This is a genomic window from Pseudarthrobacter sp. CCNWLW217, from assembly GCF_037203985.1.
In the GTDB taxonomy this organism is placed as follows: Bacteria; Actinomycetota; Actinomycetes; order Actinomycetales; family Micrococcaceae; genus Arthrobacter.
This window is the reverse complement of record NZ_JBBCBT010000009.1, coordinates 28,976-52,307: the sequence shown is the minus strand read 5'-3', so window position 1 is coordinate 52,307 and position 23,332 is coordinate 28,976. Positions and strand designations below refer to the sequence as shown.

The 23,332-nt window shown below is 66.2% G+C and carries 28 protein-coding genes and 1 riboswitch; of the genes, 13 read left to right on the top strand and 15 right to left on the bottom strand.

Translation table 11 applies throughout. The features are described 5' to 3' along the window. Positions 1-61: 61 nt before the first annotated feature. Together V9L18_RS11855 and V9L18_RS11850 are read left to right on the top strand one after the other, a co-directional pair. Positions 62-562, top strand: a complete 501-nt coding sequence (locus V9L18_RS11855) for a sigma-70 family RNA polymerase sigma factor (RefSeq protein WP_337347373.1) — start codon at positions 62-64, stop codon at positions 560-562. Continuing rightward, entirely contained in the window at positions 559-1,224 is a 666-nt protein-coding gene (locus V9L18_RS11850; protein WP_337347372.1) for an anti-sigma factor family protein, read from the top strand. Before V9L18_RS11855 ends, V9L18_RS11850 begins: the two co-directional genes overlap by 4 nt. Before the next feature lie 31 nt (positions 1,225-1,255). Here V9L18_RS11850 and V9L18_RS11845 read toward each other — a convergent pair whose 3' ends face one another. Together V9L18_RS11845 and V9L18_RS11840 are read right to left on the bottom strand one after the other, a co-directional pair. Continuing rightward, positions 1,256-1,741: an SRPBCC family protein gene (locus V9L18_RS11845; RefSeq protein ID WP_337347371.1), complete on the bottom strand. Its 486-nt coding sequence runs from the start codon at positions 1,739-1,741 to the stop codon at positions 1,256-1,258. 31 nt (positions 1,742-1,772) lie between these two features. Beyond that, positions 1,773-2,621 carry a DUF1206 domain-containing protein gene (locus tag V9L18_RS11840; protein ID WP_337347370.1) on the bottom strand — a complete coding sequence of 283 codons (849 nt, stop codon included), beginning with the start codon at positions 2,619-2,621 and terminating at the stop codon, positions 1,773-1,775. Positions 2,622-2,833: 212 nt separating this feature from the next. Between V9L18_RS11840 and V9L18_RS11835 the strand changes: the two genes are divergently transcribed. After that, the gene (locus V9L18_RS11835) at positions 2,834-4,411 is read left to right on the top strand and encodes a hypothetical protein (RefSeq protein WP_337347369.1); all 1,578 of its coding nucleotides are present in this window, start codon (positions 2,834-2,836) and stop codon (positions 4,409-4,411) included. A gap of 1 nt (position 4,412) precedes the next feature. Further along, a complete protein-coding gene (locus V9L18_RS11830) occupies positions 4,413-4,853 on the top strand; it encodes a hypothetical protein (protein WP_337347368.1) in 441 nt (146 codons plus the stop codon). 125 nt (positions 4,854-4,978) lie between these two features. Here the strand turns inward: V9L18_RS11830 and trmB are convergent, their stop codons facing one another. Beyond that, on the bottom strand, positions 4,979-5,902 hold the full coding sequence (trmB, locus tag V9L18_RS11825; RefSeq protein ID WP_337347367.1) for a tRNA (guanosine(46)-N7)-methyltransferase TrmB: 924 nt from the start codon (positions 5,900-5,902) through the stop codon (positions 4,979-4,981). A 68-nt stretch (positions 5,903-5,970) separates the two neighbouring features. Then, on the bottom strand, positions 5,971-6,393 hold the full coding sequence (locus V9L18_RS11820) for a hypothetical protein (protein WP_337347366.1): 423 nt from the start codon (positions 6,391-6,393) through the stop codon (positions 5,971-5,973). Between the two features lie 127 nt (positions 6,394-6,520). Between V9L18_RS11820 and V9L18_RS11815 the strand changes: the two genes are divergently transcribed. After that, positions 6,521-7,828, top strand: coding sequence for a CynX/NimT family MFS transporter (locus tag V9L18_RS11815; RefSeq protein WP_337347365.1), 1,308 nt, complete (start codon positions 6,521-6,523; stop codon positions 7,826-7,828). Positions 7,829-7,892: 64 nt separating this feature from the next. Here V9L18_RS11815 and soxR read toward each other — a convergent pair whose 3' ends face one another. Continuing rightward, entirely contained in the window at positions 7,893-8,351 is a 459-nt protein-coding gene (gene soxR, locus V9L18_RS11810; protein WP_337347364.1) for a redox-sensitive transcriptional activator SoxR, read from the bottom strand. Positions 8,352-8,460: 109 nt separating this feature from the next. Between soxR and V9L18_RS11805 the strand changes: the two genes are divergently transcribed. Beyond that, complete coding sequence (locus V9L18_RS11805) at positions 8,461-9,873, top strand: MFS transporter (RefSeq protein ID WP_337347363.1); 1,413 nt, start codon at positions 8,461-8,463, stop codon at positions 9,871-9,873. A gap of 21 nt (positions 9,874-9,894) precedes the next feature. On the opposite strand, the gene V9L18_RS11800 is transcribed toward V9L18_RS11805, so the two are convergent. Both V9L18_RS11800 and V9L18_RS11795 read right to left on the bottom strand, forming a co-directional pair. Further along, positions 9,895-10,497, bottom strand: a complete 603-nt coding sequence (locus V9L18_RS11800; RefSeq protein ID WP_337347362.1) for a dihydrofolate reductase family protein — start codon at positions 10,495-10,497, stop codon at positions 9,895-9,897. A gap of 40 nt (positions 10,498-10,537) precedes the next feature. Continuing rightward, complete coding sequence (locus tag V9L18_RS11795) at positions 10,538-11,263, bottom strand: class I SAM-dependent methyltransferase (protein ID WP_337347361.1); 726 nt, start codon at positions 11,261-11,263, stop codon at positions 10,538-10,540. Positions 11,264-11,603: 340 nt separating this feature from the next. Here V9L18_RS11795 and V9L18_RS11790 point away from each other — a divergent pair, with 340 nt between their 5' ends. Further along, entirely contained in the window at positions 11,604-13,505 is a 1,902-nt protein-coding gene (locus V9L18_RS11790) for a DEAD/DEAH box helicase (RefSeq protein WP_337347360.1), read from the top strand. 140 nt (positions 13,506-13,645) lie between these two features. Here V9L18_RS11790 and V9L18_RS11785 read toward each other — a convergent pair whose 3' ends face one another. The 3 genes from V9L18_RS11785 to V9L18_RS11775 all read right to left on the bottom strand — a co-directional run bounded on the left by V9L18_RS11785 (position 13,646) and on the right by V9L18_RS11775 (position 16,015). Continuing rightward, the gene (locus V9L18_RS11785; RefSeq protein ID WP_337347359.1) at positions 13,646-14,296 is read right to left on the bottom strand and encodes an MBL fold metallo-hydrolase; all 651 of its coding nucleotides are present in this window, start codon (positions 14,294-14,296) and stop codon (positions 13,646-13,648) included. Positions 14,297-14,321: 25 nt separating this feature from the next. Further along, the gene (locus V9L18_RS11780; RefSeq protein WP_337347358.1) at positions 14,322-15,317 is read right to left on the bottom strand and encodes an aldo/keto reductase; all 996 of its coding nucleotides are present in this window, start codon (positions 15,315-15,317) and stop codon (positions 14,322-14,324) included. A gap of 71 nt (positions 15,318-15,388) precedes the next feature. Then, the gene (locus V9L18_RS11775; RefSeq protein WP_337347357.1) at positions 15,389-16,015 is read right to left on the bottom strand and encodes a nucleoside/nucleotide kinase family protein; all 627 of its coding nucleotides are present in this window, start codon (positions 16,013-16,015) and stop codon (positions 15,389-15,391) included. Positions 16,016-16,146: 131 nt separating this feature from the next. On the opposite strand from V9L18_RS11775, the gene V9L18_RS11770 reads away from it, so the two are divergent. Beyond that, complete coding sequence (locus V9L18_RS11770; protein WP_337347356.1) at positions 16,147-17,082, top strand: ABC transporter ATP-binding protein; 936 nt, start codon at positions 16,147-16,149, stop codon at positions 17,080-17,082. Then, the gene (locus V9L18_RS11765; RefSeq protein WP_337347355.1) at positions 17,079-17,849 is read left to right on the top strand and encodes a hypothetical protein; all 771 of its coding nucleotides are present in this window, start codon (positions 17,079-17,081) and stop codon (positions 17,847-17,849) included. Before V9L18_RS11770 ends, V9L18_RS11765 begins: the two co-directional genes overlap by 4 nt. Here V9L18_RS11765 and V9L18_RS11760 read toward each other — a convergent pair. The 3 genes from V9L18_RS11760 to V9L18_RS11750 all read right to left on the bottom strand — a co-directional run bounded on the left by V9L18_RS11760 (position 17,827) and on the right by V9L18_RS11750 (position 19,191). Further along, positions 17,827-18,195 (bottom strand): DMT family transporter, encoded by a 369-nt coding sequence (locus tag V9L18_RS11760; protein WP_337347354.1) that lies wholly within the window; start codon positions 18,193-18,195, stop codon positions 17,827-17,829. The two genes, V9L18_RS11765 and V9L18_RS11760, sit on opposite strands and share 23 nt — an antisense overlap. Further along, positions 18,195-18,518 (bottom strand): DMT family transporter, encoded by a 324-nt coding sequence (locus V9L18_RS11755; protein ID WP_337347353.1) that lies wholly within the window; start codon positions 18,516-18,518, stop codon positions 18,195-18,197. The genes V9L18_RS11760 and V9L18_RS11755 overlap by 1 nt, the downstream gene beginning before the upstream one ends. A 9-nt stretch (positions 18,519-18,527) precedes the next feature. After that, positions 18,528-18,593: riboswitch (guanidine-III (ykkC-III) riboswitch) on the bottom strand. Positions 18,594-18,660: 67 nt separating this feature from the next. Next, positions 18,661-19,191, bottom strand: coding sequence for a ferritin (locus tag V9L18_RS11750; RefSeq protein ID WP_337347352.1), 531 nt, complete (start codon positions 19,189-19,191; stop codon positions 18,661-18,663). Positions 19,192-19,457: 266 nt separating this feature from the next. Here V9L18_RS11750 and V9L18_RS11745 point away from each other — a divergent pair, with 266 nt between their 5' ends. Next, a complete protein-coding gene (locus tag V9L18_RS11745) occupies positions 19,458-20,054 on the top strand; it encodes a hypothetical protein (protein ID WP_337347351.1) in 597 nt (198 codons plus the stop codon). Positions 20,055-20,090: 36 nt separating this feature from the next. On the opposite strand, the gene V9L18_RS11740 is transcribed toward V9L18_RS11745, so the two are convergent. After that, on the bottom strand, positions 20,091-20,717 hold the full coding sequence (locus V9L18_RS11740) for a HutD/Ves family protein (RefSeq protein ID WP_337347350.1): 627 nt from the start codon (positions 20,715-20,717) through the stop codon (positions 20,091-20,093). A gap of 52 nt (positions 20,718-20,769) precedes the next feature. On the opposite strand from V9L18_RS11740, the gene V9L18_RS11735 reads away from it, so the two are divergent. From V9L18_RS11735 to V9L18_RS11725, 3 genes are all read left to right on the top strand, one after another. Then, positions 20,770-21,609, top strand: a complete 840-nt coding sequence (locus V9L18_RS11735; RefSeq protein ID WP_337347349.1) for an aminoglycoside phosphotransferase family protein — start codon at positions 20,770-20,772, stop codon at positions 21,607-21,609. A gap of 86 nt (positions 21,610-21,695) precedes the next feature. Then, positions 21,696-22,295 carry a phosphoribosylanthranilate isomerase gene (locus V9L18_RS11730; protein WP_337347348.1) on the top strand — a complete coding sequence of 200 codons (600 nt, stop codon included), beginning with the start codon at positions 21,696-21,698 and terminating at the stop codon, positions 22,293-22,295. Between the two features lie 97 nt (positions 22,296-22,392). After that, complete coding sequence (locus V9L18_RS11725) at positions 22,393-22,794, top strand: YccF domain-containing protein (protein WP_337347347.1); 402 nt, start codon at positions 22,393-22,395, stop codon at positions 22,792-22,794. A gap of 43 nt (positions 22,795-22,837) precedes the next feature. Here the strand turns inward: V9L18_RS11725 and V9L18_RS11720 are convergent, their stop codons facing one another. Further along, on the bottom strand, positions 22,838-23,290 hold the full coding sequence (locus V9L18_RS11720) for a VOC family protein (protein WP_337347346.1): 453 nt from the start codon (positions 23,288-23,290) through the stop codon (positions 22,838-22,840). Positions 23,291-23,332 lie beyond the last annotated feature (42 nt).

The following is a 23,332-nucleotide window of genomic DNA, read 5'->3' as shown; positions in this document are numbered from 1 at the left end:
TTTCAGGGCCGGGATCATGGACACTGACTGGCGACGAGTACCAGGGACAGGAGGCGCCGGCATGCCCCTCGATGAGGACGTAGTGGCCGCGATCTACCGCGACCACGGCTCGGCCTTGCGCCGCTTTGTCCTCAGTGCTTCCCGCGATCCGCAGCTGGCCGAGGATGTGGTCCAGGAGACGGTGCTCCGTGTCTGGCAGCAGGCCCCGGAGATTACCGGCAGCCTTCGCAGCTACCTGTTCCGGACAGCCCGCAACATCATGATCGACAACTACCGTAAGGCCCAGCGACGGCCGGCCGAGGCGCTGGAACGTGAACTCACCGATCCCGCCGAAGCAGCGGAGCGGGTGGATGAATTGCTCAACCGCGTCCTGATGGAGGAGGCCCTCCTGCGCCTCAGCGCCGAACACCGCGACGTCCTGGTGGCGCTGCATTACCGCCGGTTCACCGTCAACGAGGCATCGGTGCAGCTGAACATTCCCAGCGGAACCGTGAAATCCCGGGCTTTCTATGCGGTCCGCGCCCTCCGGACAATCCTTGATGAAATGGGGGTGGAACGGTGAATGCCGCCGATCCGCACCAGCTGCTGGGCGCCTACCTCCTCGGCGGCCTCGACCCGGCCGATTCGCAGCGCTTCGAAGCCCACCTCGAGAACTGCGCCGACTGCCGGGCGGAACTTGCCGAGCTGGAAAGCCTGCCCGCCTTGCTGGATGCAGTCCCCGTCCCGGACGCAGTGGCGCTCACCGCAGCCCAACGCACTGCCGCGCCAAAGGAACCTGCTGCGTCCCCGCCCCGGGCCATTCTGGACGAACTCGCCTCCCGCCGTCGGACATCACGACGGCGGTGGTCGGCGCTGGTGGGCGCCGTGGCCGCCGCCTGCCTTGCCCTCGGCCTCGCCGCCGGGCCTGTTCTCAACCGTCCGCCGCAGCCGGACGCCAGTTACTCGGTCCAGTCCGGGGACGGCCTGCGTTTGAGCGTGGACCTGGCACGGAAAACGTGGGGAACCGAGCTGGCCGTGAGCGGCAGCAGCATGCCGCTGGACGGGACGCTGTCGCTGTGGATCCGGGACCGCGACGGCGGGGAGGACCGGGCGTGCGCGTGGACCGCCACGCCAAGCGGCAGGATTCGGGTCACCGGTGCCACGCCCGTTCAGCTCGGGAGCATCGCCAGTGTGGAACTGAGGGATGCAACCCAGCAACCGGTCGCCGTGATCACGGTGCCCTAACGGCCGTCAGTTAACCGGGCAAAGGCGGCGGCTACAGTTTCCCTGCAGAGGCGCGGAATTCGGCCACGAGCTCCGGGTCCTCGCACGCCCGGGCAAAAGCTTCGATCCGTTTGTTGATCTCCTTGCCAAGGAGCCAGGCGCCGATCCTTTCGGCCACCGGGCGCAGCCACGCCGGGCGGCAGGAGAAGGTGTACTTCCAGACGGCCCGGGTGCCGCCGTCGTCGGGAGTAAAACGCCAGCCGCCGCCGAAGTTTTCAAAAAACCACGGCCCGGAGACCATGGTCATCCCCACATTCCTGGGCGGGGAAAAGGAAACGTACTCGCTGACCATGACCAGGCCCATGCGGGAAACCGTCCGGGTGCGGACTCCTTTTCCGGCCGCGGCCGCGCCGTCGAGCCACCCCTGGGCGGAAATGAAGGGATCCCACTTAAGCCGGAAGTCGCCGGTGGTCTGGGAGAAAGCGAAGGCTGTCTCCGGATCGAGGCGGATGAGGCGTTCGGCGCGTACCTGGGGCATGCTCCCACCCTAGCCCGGCCGGGTAATGGCGTTACTGTGTCATCTTGGCCAGTTTGGCCCGCACCACCATGTAGACGCCGTAGCAGATCAGCCCGGCGCCCACCGCGGCCAGCAAGTATACGCCGAAGGGCTGGTCCCGCAGCGCCTTGAGCCCGCCGTCCAGGCCGGTGGATTCCTCCGGGTGCGCCCGCAGGGTGGCGATGGCTATCAGCAGTCCGGTCAGGACCAGGACAATTCCTTTGGCAACATAGCCTGTCACGCCCAACACGGTGACTGCGGTGCGGGCCCGGGGGTCGGCTGGCATCATGAGGTGCTTTTCGAACGACTTCTTAACGCCGCGGATCCCGTAGATCACGCCGGTGAATGCGATTCCCACGCCCAGCAGGACCAGGACCGCCACACCGCCGGGCGCCTTCATCAGGCCGACGGTCAGGTCAGTCGCAGACTGCTGGTTATCCCCGCCGGATCCGGTTCCCAGGGCAAAGGAAGCAAGCGTCAGGGCAAGTCCCGCAAACACCAAGGCCTGCGCTGCTGCCTTGAGTTTTTTTCCAGCCTTTTCCTTGGTGGGCAGGTGACCGTAGTCAAAGATCGCGTCGCTGGCTTGCCAGATGGCCAATGCCGCACAGGCCGCGAAGCTCCCCCACAACAGGAAAGGCCCCGCCGGCTGGCTGGCGAGCTCCGCTACGGCGCCGCTGAAATCGGCGCTTCCGCTGCCACCCGTGGCCAGCCGGATGGCGATGAGGCCCACAAGGAAGTGCAGGACTCCGCTGGCTGCAAAACCGGCCCTCGCCAGCAGCTCGAACGTGCGTGAATTGGTGACATCCTCCGCGGCATCTGCGGCTTGCCTTAGTTCTTTTTTGATGGCCGTTCCTTTGTGCAAGCGCCCAGGGAGCGCGAATGTGTGTGCCCCCACCACAAGGCCAATCGTGCCATGTCAACCCGCTTCCGAACAGCCCGTTGGTTGCCCTGGAAGAGACCCTGCTGAAGCCGACCCGGCGATGGGTAGTGATCCCCATCGCCGCGTGAGGGATGCTGTGGAACGATATGGTCAACCGCAGGCCCTGGGCCGCACACTTCTGTTGGGGAGACACGATGACCATATACGGCGCTGACGTCAGCCAGTTGCGCGAGTTGGCCAAAGCGGTGGAAAGGGCAGCCTCGCTCCTCAGCAGCAGGGCAACATCGCTGCAGGGCCAGATCCAGGCGGCACCGTGGAAAGGCGCCGATGGCGAACATTTCCGCCAGGACTGGACGAGCAACCACCGCCCCAGCCTGGAACGCGTGGTGTCGAGCCTCCGGGAGAACTCCAAAATCCTTCTGAAGCATGCCGAAGAGCAGGAGAATGCCTCTGGCGGCAAGGGCGCTGGCTCCGGCAGCATCTGGGACAGGCTCCAATCCCTGGCCAGCCAGGCCAAAGAATGGCTCAGGGTGCAGGCCGAGAAGGCAGCCGAAGCGGCGGCCCACCGGCAGGAACTCGAGCAGGGCCTGGACAAAATGCTGGACGCAAGCCCCGAAGAGCAGGCGCAGTGGTGGAACAGCCTGTCCGCTGCGGACCGCCAGTACCTGATCGAAGGCGAAGGGGAGGACGGTCCCTTCGCCGAGGACCTGATGAGAATGGACGGCGGCATTCCGGAGTCCGCCCAGGAGCAGGCGAAGCAGCACCTACAGGACATTGCCAAGGCCGATATCCCCGTTTACACAGAATCCGGCAAGGCATCCATCGAAGCCAGGGTTGCCTGGGTCCACGGTGGCGCCGAGGTGGGCACCCAGGTAGTCGAGAACGCTGACGGTTCGGCCACCATGAAGGTGTACGGAAACATGGGCCTGGGCGTCAATGACACCTCAGGGACCGCCGGCGTCACGCTCAGCGGGGAGGTCTCCCGCGAGTACACGTTCGGTAGCGTCGAGGAAGCCATGGCTGCCCGGGAACAGATGTACAAGGACCTCCCGCCGGACAGCGTCGGAGAAATCAAGGACGTTGCCGGCAACCCGCCGGGCTACATCCTGGACACCATCAACGACGCCGCCGAGGACAACGGCTCAACAGGCCAGACGGACAAGGCCAAGGGGACGCTGTCGCTGGAAGCCGAGGGTGAATCGGGCCCAGCGTCCGGTTCAGCGAAGCTGGATCTTGCCTACGAGCGGAACCTGACGGACGGTACTGCCACCGCCAGCGGTGAGGTGTCGGCGCAGGGCAAGCTGGACCTTGAGGGGCGGGTCTTTGAAGCATCCGGCAAGGGTGGCCTGGAGGTGAACATGGATAAGGGCAACAACATTGAGTCGGTCTCTGTCTCCATGGAAGGCACCGTAGCTGAAGGCGTAACGGCCGGAACCGATGTGAAGGCTGCCAAGGTGGAGTCCACCGTGACTGCCGGCACCCAAGGTACGGTGAAGATCAACGTTGACTACTCACCCGAGAACAAAGCTGTGATCGATAGCTACCTGCGGAATGTGGCGATAGGTAACGACGCCGGGGCCGCATCCGACGCCGCCAAACTCTACGAGGCCGGCTCCGCCACCGTACAGGTCAACACTGTCGTGACAGCGACCAACGAGGCCGGCTTCGACGTCAAGCTGGGCGAGGTGCAGGTCAAGACCGAGAACCAGGCCACCACCAACGTGTCCACGTACTATAAGGTCCCGAACGACACGAAGCTCGAAAGGCTCTGACGTGCACATCGAATCCCCGCTCGGCTTCATCGCCGACTTCCCCGAGCACACGCAGGTACTGGAAGACTCATCGGCCGGACCCAACACCGCGCAGTACGGCTTGCTGGGTGAGGTCCTCGTGACAGTCATCAAGGATGACACGTCCGTCCAAGGCGCTGCCCAGGCCAACGGCTGGGCGCACCTGATGTCCGAGTTCTATCTGGAAGAGCGCAAAGGGACCCTGCTCACTGAGGGTGAACTGAACATTCCAGGCAGGTCCTCGTACGGCGTCCTGGTGGGCTACACGGACCAAGAGGGCTCGGCCAAAGTGGCCGCGTCCGTGGGTACCTGGCAAAACGACCGGTTCATTGGGACCTTGGTCATCTGGCCCTACATCAACCCCGAAACCGAACCGCGGGTGGACCTCCTGAAGGAGATCGTCTCCTCTATCCGGCCTGCCTGAGGCGCCCCCTCGGGCAGCGGCAGGCGTCCCTCGGGCAGCGGCAGGCGACCTCCGGCCGACGCTCGGCCCAGGGGGCAAGCCGCTCGCGCCATGCGCTGCGAGCCGCTCGCGCCATGCGCTGCCGGTTACAGCCGGCGGTAGCAGAGGTCGAAGATCAGCCGTCCGGCCTCGTGCGCTTTGGCCTCGAAGCTGGTGCGGATCCTGCCCTCGAAGCGCGGGGCCCAGCCGCCGGTTTCATCGATGCCCTCATTGGGGCCGGTGTGTTCAGTGCTCACCGGGGCGCGGCCCTCGCGGACCGGGGCGCCGCCCACCAAGGACTCAACGCCGGACTGCCACACCTGCGTCAGGGGGCTCTCCGGGCCACGGCGCTGGCCGGTGTGCAGGTTCTCGAAATCGGCCGAACCGGCGAGGACGTCGCGGACGTGGACGGCGTAGTTGGACCAGTCCGTGGCGATCCTCCAGAGACCGCCCGGTTTGAGCGCCCGCGCGGCCAGGTCTGCGAATTCCGGTTGGATGAGGCGGCGCTTGTGGTGCCGGGATTTGTGCCACGGGTCCGGGAAGAAGACCCACAGCTCGGTGACGGAGCCGGCGGGCAGCATGGTGGCCAGCACCTCCGGGGCGTTCGCCTCCACCACGCGCACGTTCTTGAGCCCGCGGCTGTTGATCTTGATGATGGTGTTGGCCAGGCCGGGTGTGTAGACCTCGACGGCCAGGAAGTCGGTGTCCGGGTTCTGCTCGGCGGCGTGGCAGATGGCGTCGCCCAGGCCGGAGCCGATCTCCACGATCAGCGGGGCGGTGCGTCCGAACTCGGCTTCGGCGTCGAAGGTGTAGTCAGGGTGCACCGAGGTGTTGGCGACGTGCCGGGGGACGTCCACTGCCCATCTCTCGGCGTGCTCTTCCCAGGCAGTCTGGCGGCGGCCCTGCAGCCGGGTTCCGCGGCGCACAAAGCTGACCGGCCTGCCGCCGTAGGTGCCGAATGACGCCTGGGTGCCAGGTGTTACCGGCCGCGGGACATGCGGCGGCTGGGGGGTTTCTGGGGTTTCGCTCATCCCTTCCAGAATAGAGGAGATCGGCGTACCGGCGGTCCGGGGGGACCTGCCGAGGGCGCGGGGTACGTTCAGTCAAAGAACCAATGCCGCAGGTGCGGCATGGTGAAAATCAGGCCGAACGTAAAGACCACCGCATTGATGCACAGTGCGGCCACGGCGGACGCCCGGCTGGGTGACGTGGCCGGTGTACGCGTGAGACTAACGATGGCCAACCCTACCGACACGAGGCCGGAAATGGTCGGCACGCTCAGAACGATCAGTGGTGTAAACCGATACACGTACATGGGCGCAGCGAGGTAGTAGGCCCCAACGTTGAACAGCACACCCATCGGGACGGTACCGACGAGGCTAAGTGGCGCTGCGACAGCGAACATCAAGCTGGCGAAGCCGTGGTTGGCCCCTCGGGCAGCAACGGTGCCGGTTGACGGGGAAGGCTGCGGCAGTGGCGGGGACGGTCCCTCCGGCGGAGGGACGTGCGGCGGAGCGTTCATGGGTTTCCAATCGCTGCAGGGACTCGTAACGCCTCGAGCCTAGAAAGACCGCGCAGGCCCAACCAGTGCCGCAACTGCCTATGTGGATAACCCCGCCCGAAGCCTCACCCGGGCCAGGCCTGACAGAATGGGTCGCGTGACTCCCGCCAAGCCTAAGGAAGGGCCGGACCTCCTGGTCGACGCCGAGATTGACGACGTTCCCGCGCCGTCCCCTACGGAGCTTCCCGGCGGTCCCAACAGCCGCAAAACGCTCGTGTACCTGGGTCTCTGCCTTGTACTGATCGGCCTGAACCTGCGCACCGTGTTCTCGAGCTTCGCGGCCGTGCTCCCGGAGATCAGGTCCGACGCCGGCCTCCCGGGCTGGGCCATCGTGGTGCTGACCACCGTGCCCGTTACGCTCCTGGGCGTTTTTGCGCCCCTCGCGCCGGTCCTGGCACGCCGCTTTGGCGCCGAACGGGTCCTACTGGGCGCGATGGCCGTGCTCACGGCTGGACTCCTGCTGCGGCCACTGGATGCGGGGGGCCTCATCCCGGGGATGGGCCACCTGCCCGCTTTGCTCGCCGGGACGGCGGCCTGCGGCGCGGCCATAGCACTCTGCAATGTCCTCCTGCCGGGGCTCGTAAAACGCGACTTCCCGCACCGCCTTGGTCTTATGGGAGGGCTGTACACCACCGCCATCTGCGCTTCAGCCGCTCTGGGAGCCGGCTTCACCTATCCGGTTTTCACGGCGACGGGGGAGTGGACCTCGGCGCTGTGGTTCTGGGCAGTACCTGCCGCCGTCGTACTTTTGCTGTTCCTGCCGGTGGCGTTGCGGCAGCGCCGGGTGCGGCATCAGGCACTGGCGGGCGGCGTGAACGTCTGGCGCTCGGCCGTGGCCTGGCAGGTGACGGTCTTTATGGTGCTGCAGGCCATGATGTCCTTCAGTGTCTTCGCGTGGCTGGCACCTATCCTGCGCGAGCGCGGCGTGGACGGCGGGACGGCCGGGCTGATGGTGTCGGTGTCGATCGGACTGCAGATGCTGGGTTCGCTGTTTGCGCCGGCGCTGGCGGCGAGGTTCCGCGACCAGCGGGCCATCAACACAGTGGTGGCGCTGATGACCGGCAGCGGGTTCGCGCTGAGTATCTTCGGTCCGCTGGAGCTCATCTGGGCCTGGACGGGGTTGCTGGGGCTGGGGCAGGGGAGCCTCACGGCAGTGGCGCTGACCATGATCATGCTGCGGACCCGGGACGGGCACACCGCCGCGCACCTGTCGGGGATGATGCAGGGCGTTGGTTATGGCCTGGGGTCCACCGGGACCCTCATGGTGGGTCAGTTGCATCAGGCCACGGGATCCTTCACGGCTGCCGGGATCCTTTTCCTGGTGGTTGGGTTGCTTGCTGCGGTGTTCGGCTACCGCGCGGGCCGGAACCGGTTCGTCGGCAGCCCAACTGGGTAGCAGCAGATGTCGTTATGAGGGCTCAAAACGACACGTGCTGCTACCTACTTGGGGTGGCTGGTGCTCAGGTGCCGTCCCAGCGGCGGGGGCCCGTGCCGCCGTCGCCCAGGCTGTCCTCCGGGTTCTGCAGCCGGCACGCCTTGAGGCTGAGGCAGCCGCAGCCGATGCAGCCGTCGAGGTCGCTGCGGAGGTGCTCCAGTGCCTCGATCCGCGCGTCCAGTTCGGCGCGCCAGAGCCGGGACAGCCGGGACCAGTCCCGTTTGGTGGGTGTCCGCCCCTCCGGCAGTGAGTCCAAGGCCGCGCGGATTTCCTTCAACGGGATGCCCACCCGTTGGGACACGCGGATGAACGCCACTCGCCGTAGAGCATCCCGGCGGTAGCGCCGTTGGTTGCCGGATGTGCGCTCGGAGGAGATAAGGCCGTTGCGTTCGTAGAAATGAAGGGCCGACGGCGCCACTCCGCTCCGGTCCGATAACTCGCCGATGCTGAGGGCATGGTGCTTCCCGGTGGCCACCTGTGGCATGCTTTCCCCCTATTGGATCAACGGCGTTCCGCGCCGGTGGTCCAATCCGCTCCGCAACCCGGCCGCCCGCCTTGACCTCAACCTTAGTTGAGGTCCTAGGTTTGCGTCCATGACTTCTGATCAGGCCGTAACCGTGCGCGATTCCACCCTCCCCGCCACCGACCCCGCTGCAGGGATCCTGCAGCGGCCATACCTGTGGGTGACCATCGGCGCGTGCGCCCTGGTTTTCCTGGCCGCCTTCGAATCCCTGGCGGTGACCACCATCATGCCTGTGGTCAGCCGCGACCTGGACGGAGCCAGCCTGTATGCCCTGGCTTTCGCAGGACCACTGGCCACCGGCGTGATCGGCATGGTGGCGGCCGGAAACTGGTCCGACCGGCGGGGCCCCACTGCACCGCTGTACGCCTCCGTGGCGCTCTTTGTCGCTGGCCTGCTGATCGCTGGTACTGCGGCGTCGATGCCTGTGCTTGTGGCCGGCCGGCTGGTCCAGGGGCTCGGCGGCGGAGCGATGACCGTTGCCCTGTACGTCGTGGTGGCCCGGGTCTACCCCGCGCTCCTGCACCCGAAAATTTTTGCCGCTTTTGCTGCCGCCTGGGTGATCCCGTCCCTGGTGGGCCCGTTCGCGGCCGGCATCGTGGCGCAGGTCCTGAGCTGGCACTGGGTGTTCTTAGGCGTGGTGGGGCTGGTGGTTCCTGCCCTGGTAATGATCGTTCCGGTGCTCCGTGGCGTGGACCGGCAACCCCAGGAATCGGCAACCCCGCCCTGGACTGTGGGCCGCCTCGCGTGGGCAGGGCTCGCCGCACTGGCTGTCCTGGCGCTTAACCTGTCCGCCGAGGTCCGGGTGGCCGGGATCCCCGCAGCGCCGGGCGTTTTGGCCGCTGCCGCCATCGTGGTCGCCCTGGTGGCTGTCCGCCCCCTCGTGCCGCGCGGAACCCTGACCGCCCGGCGCGGCCTACCCAGCGTGATCCTCACCCGCGGCCTCGTGTCCTCGGCGTTCTTCGGCGCCGAGGTGTACCTGCCCTACCTGTTGATCGAGCAGTACGAATTCTCGCCCACCTTCGCCGGCCTCACCCTGACCGGAGGCGCACTGGCGTGGGCTGCTGCCTCCGCGATCCAGGGCCGCCTTGGCAACAGGCTGGACCACCGCGCGGCGGTGCGCCTCGGCTCGGTGCTCGTGCTGGCCGCCATTACCCTGGCACTGGTAACCACCGCACTGAACTGGCCAGCCGCCGTCGCGATTGCCGGCTGGATCTTCGCTGGCGGCGGCATGGGGCTGCTGTATCCCCGGCTGAGCGTTATGACGCTGGCCCTGTCCACCAAGGACAACGAGGGCTTCAACAGCTCTGCAATGTCCATCTCCGACTCGCTGGGCGGCGCCCTCGCGCTCGCCTCCACGGCCATCGTCTTCGCGGCATTTACGACGACGGCGGAATCGTTCGCCGGCGTCTTCGCCCTCGCCGCTGTACTCGCCGCAGCCGGGGTCGCCGTGGCGCCGAGGGTCTCGGCGCGGACGGCCCGGTAGGCCTGCCCGATACGCGGCAGCTCAGTAGTCCGGGCGGGGGAGGACGTTGAAGTAAAGATGCGTGACGCCGTCGCCCTCAATCACGCGCGTCCGTTCCAGTTTCACCGGGGCGGCGTTGAGGTGGTCGAAAAAGCGGATTCCGGTTCCCAGCAGCCAGGGTGCCAGGTTGACGCGGATCTCCGCGAGGAGGCCAGCGTCGATCGCCTGCCGGATGATGTCCGGGCCGGCGAGGCCCACGTCCTTGTCCCCAGCCAGTTTCTGGGCTTCGGCAGCGGCCTCCTGGAAGCCGCTGGTGACGAAGGTGTACGGCACGCCCTCGCGGGGCCAGCCCTCCGGGACGGAATGGCTGAGCACCACAATGGGACAGTCGATGGGATGGTGCCCGTCCCAGCCGTGGGTGATGTCGAAGATGCGGCGCCCCACCAGCAGCGCGCCCGCAGTGGACATGGTCCGGCGGAGATGCCCGGCGCTGGCTTCCGAAACGTGCCAGGTCATGTCCGGCCTGGCGGTGGGAACCTCCACGGGGCCGTTCTCGTACCAGTCGAACAGTCCGCCGATGGTGTCATCGGGGAGGGCGATGAACCCGTCCAGCGACATGGTCATTTCGGCGATGAGCCTTGCCATGGTTCATTCCTTCCACTGGGGATGGTCCGGAAAGCGGTGATCAGGACAGCCGGGTAGCCCGGAGCACGGTATCGCCGATGACGGCTTCCCGGCCGTCAGGTCCGGCGACCACCCGCTCCCTTGTGGTGCTGACCTCCACCTGCCATTCCGGCGAGTCCAGGCCAAGTTCCTGGACCAGTTCGGCGGGCGTGTAGAACATCTCATGCGAGTTGTGGTTTCCCCACGGCGGCAGCCGGTCCGGATGGTGGCCAACGATCAGTAGTGTCCCGCCGGGCTTGACGGCGCCAGCGGCGGCCCGCAACGGACCCTGCCACGTCAGCTGGGGTGAGTGCAGGAACTGGGAGGACACAAGATCGTACGTTCCTGCAGGCTGCCAGTCCTCGAGGTCGCACTGTTCCCAGTGGATGCGGCTGGGAATCTCGCCTGGCCCCTTGGCGTGCACGCTTTCGCGTTCCAGCGCGGCTTTTTCGTGGGTGGCGGCCCGTTCGAGAGCGACGGCGGAAACGTCGACGGCGGTGACAGTCCATCCTTGCTGGGCGAGCCAGATGGCGTCGGCCCCTTCGCCGCAGCCCAGGTCCAGCGCCTTGCCTGGCCGGAGGCCGCCTCCTTCGCGGACGAGTTGTGGATTGGGTTTGCCGCTCCAGAGCTTTGGCTTGCTGCGGTACCTTTCGTCCCAGGCTTCAGCGGCACTTTGGTGCGGTTCGTCGCTGAGCCGGGTGCCGCCGTCGTCCGTTACGTGGTGGTGGTCTTCGCCCTGTTGCGTCATGCCTCAAGCCTGCTCCTGGAGGGCCCCCGCTGGCAACGCCCCGCAGCACCGCCGGGGGCATAAGGCGGGGCTACACGCGGCGGGATGCTAGACTGGTGAAACTTGATGTGCAGTGATGCCCGCTTGCTCCCTAAATCGGAGTCCCGAATTTTGGGAAGCGGGTTTTTTCATGTGAGAGGCACATCCTGCGTCGATGAACGCGTTCCATTTGGTCCCAGCCGCCGCCCTGAACCGGGCAGCAGCACGGTTGATCACCTGACTTTTCTTCGGCGAACCCCTGAGCCAACCGGCGTCGGGGGCCGATATCCGCACGGATACCGCCTGAAAGACCTTTGACTACATGACTACTTTCGCTGCCCTCGGCACGCCCAAAGCACTTGCCGACACCCTCACCGCCCAGGGAATTGTTGAACCGTTCCCCATCCAGGTCAAGACCCTCCCGGACACGCTGGCCGGACGCGACGTCCTGGGCCGCGGGCGCACCGGCTCCGGCAAGACCATCGCTTTCGCCATCCCGCTTGTAGCACGACTCGCTGAGCGGGAAGCCAAGCACTTCCGCAAGCCCGGCCGCCCCATGGGCCTGGTCCTCGCACCGACCCGCGAGCTCGCCACCCAGATCAACGCCACCATCGAGCCGATGGCCAAGGCCATGGGCCTGAACACCACCGTGATCTACGGCGGCATCTCCCAGGCCCGGCAGGAAAAGGCCCTCCGCGCCGGCGTCGACATCGTCATCGCCTGCCCGGGCCGCCTCGAGGACCTGATCCGCCAGCGCATCCTGACCCTCGAAGCCGTTGAAGTCACCGTGCTGGACGAGGCCGACCACATGGCCGACCTCGGCTTCCTGCCCGTCGTGAAGAAGCTCATGGACATGACCCCCAGCCAGGGCCAGCGCCTGCTCTTCTCCGCCACGCTGGACAACGGCGTGGACAAGATCGTCCAGCGCTACCTGTCCAACCCGCTGACCCACTCCGTGGATGATCCCCAGGCCGCGGTGACCACCATGGAGCACCACGTGCTGGTGGTCAACGACCAGACCGTCAAGAAGCAGCTGATCGTCGAGCTCGCTTCAGGCGCCGGCCGCCGCGTGCTCTTCATGCGCACCAAGCACCACGCGCGCAAGCTGGCTAAGACGCTGACCGACGCCGGAATCCCCGCCGTCGACCTGCACGGCAACCTTTCGCAGAACGCCCGTGACCGCAACCTGGCGGAGTTCTCCTCCGGTGAGGTCCGCGTGCTGGTGGCCACCGACGTCGCCGCCCGCGGCGTCCACGTGGACGACGTCGAACTGGTGATCCACGTGGATCCGCCCACCGAGCACAAGGCATACTTGCACCGCTCAGGCCGTACGGCCCGTGCGGGTTCGGACGGCACTGTTGTCACGCTGACCCTCCCGGAGCAGCAGAGCGACGTCAAGAAGCTCATGAAGGCAGCCGGCGTCGAGGTCAACTTCGAGCGCGTCACCGCCAACTCCCCGCTGGTCGCCGAACTCGTGGGCGAAATGGCCGACAAGATTGACCCGCGCACCCGGGCAGCACTGCTCGCCAGCAAGGCAAAGCAGCAGGGCGGCGGCACCTCCACCGGTGCCAACGCCGAGCGCAAGCGCGCCCGTCGCACTACCCAGGCGGCCCCCACCGCGGGTGGCCGTGGCGGACGTGGCGGACGTGGACGGGTCTCGGCTGAAGCTCCGCGCACCGACCTGCCCCGTGCAGAGCGCCGCGCAGTGGCCTACGAAGGCCAGGCCGCTGCCCGTAACGCCGCAGACCGCGTCATCGAGCAGAACGAAGACCGCGCCATCGCAGCGGCGGCCGCACGCCGCAACGCCCGTGGCCGCGGTACCGCAGCTTCCACTCACCGCAACGACGTCCCCGCAGCAGGTGGCCGTGCATCGGCTGGCCGCGGTTCCGACGGACGCGCGGACTCACGTGTCACCCGCAGCGATGCCCCCCGCGGCGGTACCGGACGCCCGGCTACCTCCGGCGGACAGCGCGGCGGACGCCCGGCAACGGGCCAGCGCGCGGCAGCCGGAGCAGGTGCCCGTACTGGTGGCGGACAGCGTTCCGCAGGTGCCGGTGCAGCCGGCGGCGGCAACAAAGCTGTCTGGTCCTCCAACACTGGCGGAACGTCGGGCGGCTCCTACGCAGGCAACGGCGGCGGCGGTCGCTCGAGCGATGGCCGTCCGGCCCGCAGCGGCCCGCGCCGCGCGTCAGCACCGGCGTCGAACGAACGCCGCAGCCGCTAATCCCCAACCGTTCCCTAACCTCGCAAGCTCGGTCAGGGAACCCGGCGGTTGTGGGCCCAGGTTAACCAACATCGAGTGCTCCGTAAACGCCGTTTAGAGGGTTTATAACGGCGTTGGTGGAGCACTCGATGGGTTAAGCGCTACCAACCGCGGGCGCGCCACTCCTCCAGGTGTGGGCGTTCCGCGCCGAGGGTGGTGGGCTTCCCGTGGCCCGGATGTACCACGGTGTCGTCCGGATAGACGTCAAACAACCGCTCGCTCACATCGTTGATCAGCTGGCTGAACCGGTCGGGATCCTTCTGGGTGTTGCCCACGCCTCCGGGGAAGAGTGAATCCCCGGAGAAGATGTGCGCCGGGCCATCCGGATCCTGGTAGACGAACGCCACGGATCCGGGGGTGTGCCCGCGCAGGTGCACTGCCGTCACGTCGAAGCCGTCGAAGTTGCCGATGTCGCCGTGGTCCAGCAGGACGTCCACCTTCACCGGGAGCTCCGTGGCGTCGTCAGTTCCGGCCGCGGTCCTGGCTCCGGTCGCTTCCACCAAAGCGGGCAGTGCGCGGACATGGTCCCAGTGCTGGTGCGTGGTTGCTATGAGTTCCAGTTTGGGCGCTGCAGCGGTGTCCGCGGCGGCGTCCTGCAGCAGCCCCTGAATGGCGGGAAGATCGTCCGCCGCATCAATCAGCAGCTGCGCGCCGGACTCCTTCGCGGTCAGCAAATACACGTTATTGTCCATCTCGCTGACCGAAATCCGGCGGATGGTGATGTTCCGTAGGTCGTGAATGAGCGTTTCCATGGGCTTCAGCTTATTCAAGGCCTGGTTATTCACGGCCCTGGGACACCCAGTTGGGGTCCGCCGAGCGGGAGCCGACGACGGCGTCCGCGGCCAGGTCCAGCGCGTCCAGTTGCGCCTGGGTCAGGTCGAGGGACAGGGCGCCGAGGTTTTCGTCGATCCGGTGCGTTTTGCGCGTGCCGGGGATGGGGACCACGGCCAGTCCCAGGCGGTTGCCCTGTGCCAGTAGCCAGGCAAGCGCCACCTGGGCGGGAGTCGCAGCAAGCTCCGCCGCGACCGACCGAACTGCCTCCACGACTGCCTGGTTGGCGTCTGCGGCGTCCTCGGCGAAGCGCGGGATCCGGCGTCGGAAGTCATTGGCACCGAGGCTGGAAGCGTCCACGGTGCCGGTGAGGAATCCCCGGCCCAGTGGCGAATACGGCACAAAGCCCACACCGAGGCTGGCGGCGGCCGGGACAACGTTGCGTTCCACGTCCCGGCTCCAGATGGACCATTCGCTCTGGACAGCGGCGATGGGGTGCACTGAGTTAGCTTCGGCCAGCTCCTGCGCAGTTACCTCGGACAGGCCAAGATGTTTGATCTTGCCCTGCTGCACCAGCCCCGCCATGGCCTCCACGGTTTCCACAATCGGAACGCGGAGGTCACGGCGGTGCATGTAGTAGAGGTCGATGACGTCCGTGCCCAGGCGTGTAAGGCTCGCGTCCACAGCCTGCCGAACATAAGCGGCGTCGCCCCGGATGTCCGTGTAGCCCTTCGCCGGATTGCCCACCAGTGAGAACTTAGTGGCGAGCTGCACCTCATCCCGGCGGTCCTTGAGCAACTGCGCAATGAGTTCTTCGTTGCTGCCCCCGCCGTAGATGTCCGCGGTGTCAATGAAGCTGACGCCGGCATCCACGGCATGATGCAGGGTCTCGAGGGCTTGGCCCGGGTCAACCTCGCCGTAAACCGGTGTGAGGGCCATTCCGCCGAAACCCAGGGGACTGACCTTGAGGCCGTCGCCGAGGTGGACCGATGGTGCAGTCATGAGCGCGCTCCGTTCATTGTGGATGTGTGTCCCAGCCAAGAACCCTGGCCTCGGCCGGACTATTCCGGGTCCTAGCCCCAGGGGATGATCCGGTCCGCGCGCTGACGGGTGGCTTCGATCAGCACGGCGTTGGCTTCATCCGGGCCCGTCGCCCATGCTTCAGCCGCCGCCCGCACCATGCCGAACTCCACGTGCCGGTCCACCAGCCGGCCAAGCCGCAGCTCCGGCGCCGTTTCCATGAACCAGACCTCGTCAAGCTGCGCGCGGACTTCCTTCCACTGCGGCGTTTCGGCCAGGAGATAGTTTCCTTCAGTGATGACCAGCGGCACGGAAGCCGGGACGGCGATGGAGGCGGCCACCGGCTCGTCGAGCGTTCGGCGGAACTCCGGGGCGTACACCACATCCTCATCCCGACGCACCAAGCGCTGCAACAGCGACAGGTACCCGCCGACGTCGAACGTGTCCATGGCGCCCTTGCGCTGCCGCAGCGGTGTGCCGTCGATGATCGCGTTGCCCAGGTGGAAGCCGTCCATCGGCACCACGACGGCCAGATCCGCGCCGAAGTGCCGCTGGAGCCAGGCTGCAAAAGTGGACTTTCCCGAGCCGGGGGCACCGGTGATGCCCAGCAACGTCCGTTGGCCGCCGTCGAGCCTGTGCCGGAGCGCGGCCACGGCTTGCGTTACTTCGGGGGAATCCATGGGAAAAGCCTAAACCGCCCGCTGGTTCTCGCTGGCGTCAAGTCACAAGCCAGCCCTTTAGTCGATCGTTTTTAGTGATACTTTCGAGACGGCCATAGGGGATGCGCCATTGTTTACGGAGGGATTGTCCAGTGGGGTCGACATCTGGCGCCGGTTCAGGGATTTCCTTCGAGGGAGTCACCAAGGCATATGCGGGTCGGAACGTGGTGGATTCCGTCAGCTTTGCCTGTCCAGCCGGATCCATTACCGGATTCCTCGGCCCAAACGGTGCGGGCAAGTCAACGACGCTGCGGATTGCGGCAGGCCTGACCCGTGCAGACGCCGGAGAAGTCCTGTTCAATGGACACCGGCGCGAAGACCTGGAAAGTCCGGGACGTACCATCGGCTTCGTGTTGGACCCCACCGCGTTGCACCCGGGCCGATCGCTGCAGGAGACCCTCAAGCTGAACGCGATCCTGCTGGATCTGCCGCCCTCCGCCGTCGCGGAGGCGCTCAGCCTTGCCGGCCTCGAAACAGTGCGGAAAAAGCGTGTGGGATCACTATCCCTGGGGATGCGTCAGCGATTGGTCCTGGCCATGGCTCTCCTCGCCGGGCCGCAGTTTCTGGTCATGGACGAGCCCACCAACGGGCTCGATGCTGACGGCGCACTCTGGGTCCGGAAGTACCTCAAGCACTTCAGCGCCCAGGGCGGCACTGTGCTGCTTTCGAGCCACCTCCTCCGGGACATGCAGGCCGTGTCCGATCACATCGTGATGATCGACCGGGGGAGGATCGTCGCTTCCGGCACCGCCGCGGAGTTCAGCGTCAGTTCCCGAACCAAGGCCATCGCCGTCGAACCGGACCGTCTTGCGGACGTCTGTGAACGACGCGCCTGGGCCTTCCACCTGACGGGGAGGGAATTTCTCATCGACGTATCGCCCGAGGAGATCAGCCGGGCCTGCCTGGAGCACGGCGTGGTGCTGACGCATCTTTCCAACATTACGGAGTCGGCGCTCGAGGAGAAGTTCCTTGCGCTGACCTCCGGCGAATTCAGCAGCCGTAACAACACCATGGAGCAGATCCGATGAGCCAGTCCACTCTCTGGCCAGCGCCTCTTTTCCGAGGCACACGGCAGGTCGGATTTGCCCGCCTGGTTGCCGTCGAAATCCGCAAACTGGTGGACACCCGCAGTTCGCTGGCGATCTTCGCAGTGCTGGCATTCATTGCCCTGGCCCTGGTGGTGGGATTGGCGGTGATCGGTACAAGGCAAGGCACCCCCGTCACGTTCACCAGCCTTGCCGGGAGCATCGGTCTGTTCACCACGCTGGCGATGCCGCTCATCGGAATCATGGGAATGACTTCCGACGCAGCCCACCGCACCACCGTCGTCTACTACCCCCTGTTGCGGGGACGGGCCAGGCAATTCTGGGCCAAGGTCCTGGCTGCTGCCCTCCTCGCTGTCGCTCTGCAGTTCTTCGTGTTTCTGCTGTCCGCCGTGGTGACAGCAGCCCTGGGCGGTGGCGGAGCGGGAGCATTCGACGGTGCGGGGCAGGAACTGTGGGACGGGCTGGCAGCGTGCCTCCTGAGCACCATGTTCGGTGTTGGCCTGGCCGCAGCGATTCGCCGGACCGCTTTGGCCATCGTCGCCGTCATCCTGGTCAGCCTGGTGGGCAACGGCCTCATCCTCGCCCTCCTCCCGGATGCCAGCGGCTACCTCAGCACGATCACGGCCGTCGGTGCACTGGTGGGCGGGCCGGAAGCACCGACGGCCCTGGAAGTGATTTCGTCGCTGACTCTTTGGTACGTGCTGCCTCTGGGCATCGGCTGGTGGATTACGGAGAAGAGCGAGGCGTAGCGTCTGCGTTTTTGCCGGCGGGCAGCGACTTCAGCCCGGCCGCGCAACCCACGATGCCCGCGATGAACAGCACCTTCAGCACACTGAAGGGTTCGACGCCGGTGGCCATCGCCCAGCCGACCGTCAAGGCTGCACCGATCCCCACCCACACGGCGTAGGCCGTGCCCAGCGGAATGCTGCGAATGGCGAGCCCGAGGCCAACCATGCTGAGCGTCGCCGTCACAGCGAAGACAACGGTGGGGAAGGGCCGGGTGAAGCCGTCGGACAGGCCCAGTGCAGTGGCCCAGACGGCTTCGAGGACAGCGGAGGCAAGGAGCATCACCCAGGCCGCGGAGCGCTTAGTCATTACGCCACCACCTTCAGGCCAACCACGCACGCGGCGATGCCTGTGAGCAGCAGCAGTCGTGCCGCCGTCGGACGTTCCGCCCTGGTGGTGATGGCGTAGGCGGAGGTCAGCACCACACCCACCCCCACCCACACGGCGTAGGCGGTTCCGGTAGGGATGGCCTGCATGGCAATGGCAAGGCCGGCCATGCTGGCGAGGACTGCTGCCAGGAACAGGATGGCGGGGGCGATGCGGCGCCGGCCCGATGCCTGGAAGGTCCGGTGCAGGGCGGCCGCCCAGACGGCTTCCAGCGCCCCGGAAAGAATGAGGATTAACCACGACATGACAGATCCTTTGGCCAGTCTTGTCGCGTGCCGGGTACTGAACCGTCGTCCGGAGGGTCCGTTGCGGAGCCTTAATCCCAGCGTAGCAACGCCCGACGGCGGGTGGCCACGTTGGTGGCCAACCTCACCGCCGGGATCGGGCTTAGAGGGCTCCGCCGGCCGCTTCCGGGGCAGAGGCGTCGCGGCCGCCGTCGCCGATCGTTTCGCGGGCGATGAAGTTCTCGATGTCGAAGAGGTTGTCTGCGCGCTCGGCGATGTTCAGGAGCGTGGTCATGGCGGCAACTTCCTCCACCTGCTCCTTGAGGAACCAAAGCATGAACTGCTCGCCCAGTGCGTCATCCTCGGAACGTGCGGCGCGGAAGAGTGCCTCGATGTTTCCGGTCACTTCCTTTTCCTGCTGCAGCGCCAGCGCCAAAGGTTCCGTCACGGAGGAGAAGTCGTTGCGTACGGTGGGGACGCCCGGGATGGTGAAGGGGATGTCGCGGTCCAGCATGTACTGCACCATCATCATGGCGTGGTTCCGTTCCTCAACAGACTGCCGGTAAAAGTACCGGGCCAGCTGTGGGAGGTCCTGGTTGGCGAACCAGGTGGCCACGGCAATGTACTGCTGCGAGGCGGCAAACTCGTTGCCGATCTGGGTGGACAGAAGCGCATTAAAGGGTGTGGAAGTCATAGCCCGAGTCTAGGAGCGGCACCCCAGCGTGACCAGTGTGGAAAGGCTCAGCTAACGGGCCCTAGTGCCAGGCAAACGCGGAGAGTAGCGTTCCTTACAAGAGAAATGTTCGTCTGACTGGGCTCCGGACACCTGTGTGGTGAGGAGGAGCGCCTCGTGGACATATCACCTTCCCCCAAAGCCACTGGCGGCCGCACGCCTGGATCCCGAACGGAAGCAATGAACACACGGCTCACCGCTGTGGGCCACCAGTAGAGGAGGAAACCATGATTCACAAGGCACTCGCCGCCGCGGCAGCATTGATCTCGGCAGCCGGAATGGCGGTGGTATCGGCCGCGCCCGCGCTGGCGCGACCCCTAACGCACGAACATATTTCGGATTCCGGAAGCGCCATTGCGCAGGAGGAGAATCCCAACTTCTGCGCCGGGGTGGTGGACTTCCCCGTACGGCACGACTGGGAGGTTGAGGCGATGTTCCTCTTTACCCAACGCGGCGACGGCCTGGCCTACGCGGTAAATCCCATCCGGCGGACCGACGTGTGGACGAACACTTTGAATGACCAGAGCTTCACTATCACGCGGGTCGAGCAGGAGAAGGATCACAGCATCATAGACAACGGCGACGGCACGTTGACGATCGTTTTCTCTGCATCCGGGGTCGAGAAGGCCTACGGCCCGGACGGGACGCGTCTTTTCATGGACACGGGAACGTTCAGGGCCGAAGTGCTCATTGACCACGGTGGGACACCGGCCGACCCGTTCGATGATGAGTTCCTTGAGTTCGTGGGCGTGATCAGCGATCCCGGGCGTGCTGATACGGAAGGACGGGATTTCTGCGAAGACCTCGTCACCTTCATCGGTTGAGCGGGCCCGGGCGGGTACAGGTGGGGCTGCTGCGGGTCAGCCTTCCACACGGTCGATCGAGACGACGGCCAGGAATCCGCGGCCCAGGATCTCCGGGGAACGGATATCGGAACCGACGACGGCGTCGTATCGGTTGAGTGCCTCGGGTTCCGGGGCAGGGGCTGCTTCGGCAGGGCCTTCCGCTCCGCCGTCGGCCTCGCCCGCAGCGCCCGGGCTGACGGTGGCCGAGCCGTGCAGCAGCACCGCCAATTGGCCCTCGAACACCGGGTGGGCGCGCTTCTTCGAAAGTTCGATGATGGACGTAAAGCCCTTAAAGGAATCGGTCCGGGTGATGACGTTGAGGTTCCGGACGTCGCCCGTGGGCAGGGCGCCGTGGGCAGCGGCTTCGCCGGAGAACCTGAAGGGCCTGTACTTTTCCAGCGGATACTCGGCCCCGTCCACGGTCAGCAGGAGAAGCTCGCCCTCGACCACCGTGAGTACCCGCTCCATACCGGGGAACGGGGAGAAGTCGCCGGCTTTAGTGAGTTCGGCGATGCTGACGCGCCAGTCCCACGCCCCGTCCTGGGCGGAGGCGGCCTGCGGGTGGCTGGCAAGCTCCCGCGTCACCCCGCCGCCGTTGCGCCATGGTTCGTTCCTGAGCTCTGCAAAGCGGATGATCTCCATCCGACCAGCCTAGTTTGTCGGCCGGCCCTGCCACGCGTGGCATGCTGGGGAGATGCGCCAAGGGATCACCGACGAGCAGGGTCGGCTGCTGACGTCCTGGCTAGGAAGTTACACCGTGGTCCGGGACTACTCCTGGCCCCTGCAGGACACGAACGTCCTGCACGTTGTCACGCCGCAGGGTGCAGCCCTTATCGTCAAGGCGAGCACCACGAGCCACCACATCCACCGGGAAATCGCGGCCCACGCAGCCGGTTTCGAAGGGCTCGACGGACGGGTTCCCGCCTTACGGCATGCGTCCGCAAGGGCCGGGATCCTGGTGACCGAATTCCTGCCGGGGACGCTGGTCGAGGGGACACCGGCCGAGGACGAACCGGAAACCTACCGCCAGGCGGGGGCGCTCCTGAGGTGCCTCCAGCGGCCCGCCGGCGCCTCGCCCCACTACGCCAAAGCTCTGGCCAAGAAGACCCGCGCATGGATAGACCGTGCCCAGGGGCTCCTGCCGGAAACCCAGCTCACCATCCTGGCGCACGAGTTGGATGGCCTGGATCCGGGCACGGTGGAACTCGTGGCCACGCATGGCGATTACCAGCCACGGAACTGGCTCCAGGACAACGGGCTGATCAAGGTCATCGACTTTGGCCGCGCGGAACGGCGCCCCTGGGTGCACGACCTCGTGCGGCTCAGCCACCAGCAGTTCGTTCGCAGGCCGGAGCTGGCCGACGCCTTCTATACGGGCCTGGGCAGGACCGTCGGGCCGGCCGAGGCGGACTTATGGCGCCTGGAGAACTTGAACCAGGCCATCGGCACGGTGGTGTGGGCCAACCAGATGGGTGACGCCGCTTTCGAACAGGCCGGGCGGGTCATGGTGGAGCGGCTGCTGTCCCGCGGCTGAAGACCAGCGTCACATCGGCGCAGGGAGCACTTCCCTGCTAATCTCCTCCCGGGGGACGTCACGAAGACAGCCTGAAGGAGCCGGGAATGTTCGTCAAAGTGTGTGGTCTCAGTACGCCCGAATCCGTCCGTGAGGCGGTCGGCGCGGGGGCGGACGCCGTCGGCTTTGTCCTGACGGCCAGCCCGCGGGTGGTCTCGCCGTCGCAGGTTTCCACTCTTTTGGCCGAGGTGCCGGAAGGGGTAATTGCCGTTGGCGTTTTCCGGCATGAACCTTTGGCCGATGCCCTTGCCATCGCCCGTTCAGCCGGACTCCAGTGGGTCCAACTCCACAGTGACCTCACTCCGGAAGACGTGAGGACAGTGCACGACGCCGGCATGAAGCTGATCAGGGCGGTCACAATGGCAGCCACTGCGGAAGCGTTCGCGGACTGGGGCGAGGAACTCCTGCTGATTGATGCCGCCGTGCCCGGGTCCGGAGAGTCCTGGGACTACGCCTCGATGGTGGACGTAACGGCGCTCCAGGACCGCAAATGGCTGCTGGCCGGCGGACTGGACCCGGATACTGTGGCGCACGCCACCGAGGCCTCGGGCGCGTGGGGCGTGGACGTCTCCTCCGGCGTGGAGGCCTCGCGCGGGGTAAAGGACCTGGATAAGATCCGCGCCTTCGTGAAGGCCGCCAAGGGCTGACCGCACACCCATCGGCCGGGCAGGGACGTTCCGATTCAGGGGCGAATCAGGGCAGACCCCGAGGTTATTGTCGGACCCGTCGGGGCACAATGGACAGATGAAGACACTGCTCAACATCATCTGGCTGGTTTTCGGCGGGTTGTGGCTTGCCCTGGGCTATGTCCTGGCCGGCATCATCTGCTGCCTCCTGATCGTCACCATTCCGTGGGGAATCGCGTCCTTCCGGATAGCCGCCTACACCCTGTGGCCGTTTGGGCGCATGGTGGTGGACAAGCCAGGTGGCTCGGGCGTGTTTTCGTTGCTCGGGAACGTGATCTGGCTGCTGGTCGCGGGCATCTGGATCGCGATCGGCCACGTGACCACAGCCATCGCCATGGCCATCACCATCATCGGTATTCCCCTGGCCATCGCCAACCTGAAGCTGATTCCGGTGAGCCTGATGCCGCTCGGCAAGCAGATCGTGCCCTCCGACAGGCCGTTCATCACCGCCTACCGCTAAACACGGAAGCAGCCAGGGAAACCCCGTCCCGCGAGGCTCCAGACTAATTCGCGGGCCGCTCCACGGTGACGCCGTCCACGGCCTGCCCTTCAATACCCGGGACCAGGCCCTGGGCTTCCAATTCGTCGGACTTGAGTGCCCGGAGCACGCAGAATTCGTTACCGTCCGGGTCCGCCATCACCACCCACGTCACCTCCGGCCCCTGCCCGACATCGACCCGGACGGCGCCCAGGGCCTCCAGCCGCTTCACCTCTTCGGCCTGGTCCTCGGGGCGCAGGTCCAGGTGCAGCCTGTTCTTGAGCTCTTTCCGCTCCGGCACCTTCAGGAACAGCAGGTCAGGGCAGACGCCGTCGGCCGGGCTGCCTGCTGGCGGTTCCAGCACGATTTCGTCTTCGGCCTCGTAAGTCCTGCGCCAGTCCAGGGCTTTTTCCCAGAAGTCGGCGGGTACTTTGGGATCGGTGGAGTCGATGCTGACGGCTTGGATGCGCAGGTTCATCCGAGCAGTCTTCCACCGGCTGCCGAAGCCGTAAAGGCTCTG